Raw genomic sequence first — 2,589 nt, forward strand, 5'->3', positions numbered from 1 at the left:
GTTAAGCTCTCTAGCGCCGATGGTAGTTGGGACCTTGTCCCTGTGAGAGTAGGACGTCGCCAAGCAAGCTTAAGACGAGTCAGAATGACTCGTCTTTTTTGTGTTTTATAACTTCTTTTCAATGCTAAATACTACCTGGATTTTAAAGAACTTCCTATTCTTTTAAGATTTTTGGTTACATATCTATATAAGTTTTATTCTGTTTCTTTCGTGATTTTTAATATGTAATTTAAGATTTTCTATTTTATTTCTTATAGATAAGATTCACCGGTATGTTAAAATAGTACAGTTGTTTTTGAGGTACGTTAACATAAGAGATTTAATTTGGAAAAAGGAGATAATATGAAAAAGATAGGTATGATTACTATAGTAGTTTTAGTGCTTCTAACAATAGCGTATATGTTAGTTGGGAATTATTTTTATAACTACGCATTGAATGCGAAACAAGAAAAAGAATTTTTGCAAGATAACCCTCATTTGGCGGAAACAGTGAATGCATCGGGAGATGTATTGGCTACGAATGAAAAAAAGAATGCGGATTTTGTATCGAGATATAAACCGAACACATTAACTGTACGTTCTTTCGATAAGCTGAATTTAAAAGGTTATGAATATATGAATGAATCATCTAGCCATAAATGGGCAATTGTAGTTCATGGATATAATGGCAGAGCATCAGAAATGACGAAATATATTCGGAACTTTTATGAACGAGGCTATAATGTCATAGCACCAGACCTTCGTGGACATGGAAATAGTGAAGGGGATTATGTTGGTATGGGCTGGCATGATCGTAAAGATGTCCTACTGTGGATTCAACAAATTTTAAAGAAAGATCCTAATGCTGAAATAGCTCTATATGGTATTTCTATGGGTGGAGCAACTGTAATGATGACTTCAGGCGAAGATTTACCTTCAAACGTTAAAGTTATTATTGAAGACTGCGGATACTCAACTGTTATTGATGAATTTACGTATCAACTAAAAGATTTATTCCACTTACCGAAGTTTCCTGTTATGAATGCGGCCAATACAGTTACTAAATTGAGGGCGGGATATGATTTAGAAGAGGCTTCAGCTGTGAAACAAGTTGAGAAAAGTAAAACACCTATGCTATTTATCCATGGGAATGCTGATACATTTGTTCCTTTTGAAATGCTAGATCAGGTGTATAATGCTGCAAAAGTAGAAAAAGAGAAGTTAATTGTTCCAGGTGCCGGGCATGGAGAAGCGGAGAAAGTAGATTCAAATAAATATTGGAATACTGTATGGAAATTCGTAGAGAAGTATATTCCGGCATAATTAAAGTTGTTTCATTTTTATAGACGATAATCGGAGGGGAATAGTCTGCCCTTTTGATTATCGTTTTTTTCTAATTAGGTATTCTGCTATAAGTATATTTTGTATGTACTATAGAAGGAAATAGAGCAAAAACTTTTGAATTCCTTAATCTCAGTGCTACAATGATTGAAAACTAAGTTTTAAAGAGGTGTTAATATGAAAATTGAAGTATGGTCAGATTTTGTATGTCCATTTTGCTATATTGGGAAGCGTAGATTAGAGATGGCTTTAGAGCAATTTCCGCATAAGAAGGATGTTGAAGTTGAGTTTAAAAGTTTTGAGCTAGATCGGAATACTCCCGTTTACTCTGGAACGAGTATTAATGAAGTGCTTGCATCAAAGTATGGGATTAGTATTGAAGAAGCTAAGCGTAATAATGTACAACTAGGAAATCATGCAGCTAGTATGGGTTTAAGTTTTAATTTTGATGAGATGAAGCCAACGAACACTTTTGATGCGCATCGTCTAGCGAAGTTTGCGAAGGATCAAGGGAAGGAAAAGGAGATTACAGAAAATCTTCTTTTTGCATATTTTGCTGAATCAAAGAACTTGAGTGATGTGGATACGCTAGCTACTATCGCTGAAGCTTCAGGTTTAGATAAGCAAGAAGCTTTACATGTTATTAATGATAAAAATGCGTATGCCAACGATGTTAGAATTGATGAGGCGGTTGCTCAGCAATATCAAATTTCGGGAGTACCTTATTTTATTATTAATCAGAAGTATGCTATTTCAGGTGCGCAACCACTTGAAACTTTTGTTGGTGCACTTCAGCAAGTTTGGGAAGAAGAGAATCCTGCACCGAAGTTACAGGAACTTTCAGCAGATGGTGGAAGCGATCTTTCTTGTACTGATGGAAGTTGTTCAGTGCCGTCAAAAGAACAATAGTCTTTATTATTGGATAGCAACCCATAGAGAGTTTTATGGGTTGCTTGTATATAACTATAGAAGAAATATGTAAATGAAATTTATAAAATATAAAGTTTTTTAAAAAACGTATTGACGATTGTATAAATGGAGTGTAATATAGAACAAGTCGCCGATGACAACAACGTCGAAAGCGACAAACGAAATAAAAAACTTAGTTGACATCAATTAACGAAAATGTTAACATAAGGGAGTCGCAAATGAGCGACTAAGTAGTTCTTTGAAAACTGAACGAAACAAACAACGTGAAACGTCAATTTTTATTTTTAGATGCTAGACAAACTAACTTTATTGGAGAGTTTGATCCTGGCTCAGGATGAA

2 protein-coding genes are annotated in these 2,589 nt (G+C 34.6%); both read left to right on the forward strand.

Annotated elements, in window-relative coordinates; translation table 11 throughout:
- Nucleotides 1–342: 342 nt before the first annotated feature.
- Nucleotides 343–1,302: an alpha/beta hydrolase gene (locus ACS2MN_RS30845; protein ID WP_346995207.1), complete on the forward strand. Its 960-nt coding sequence runs from the start codon at nt 343–345 to the stop codon at nt 1,300–1,302.
- 195 nt (nt 1,303–1,497) lie between these two features.
- A complete protein-coding gene (locus ACS2MN_RS30850; RefSeq protein ID WP_098710452.1) occupies nt 1,498–2,229 on the forward strand; it encodes a DsbA family oxidoreductase in 732 nt (243 codons plus the stop codon).
- The last annotated feature ends 360 nt before the right edge of the window (nt 2,230–2,589 follow it).

The organism is Bacillus cereus group sp. BceL062 (assembly GCF_051780025.1).
Taxonomy (GTDB): domain Bacteria; phylum Bacillota; class Bacilli; order Bacillales; family Bacillaceae_G; genus Bacillus_A; species Bacillus_A toyonensis.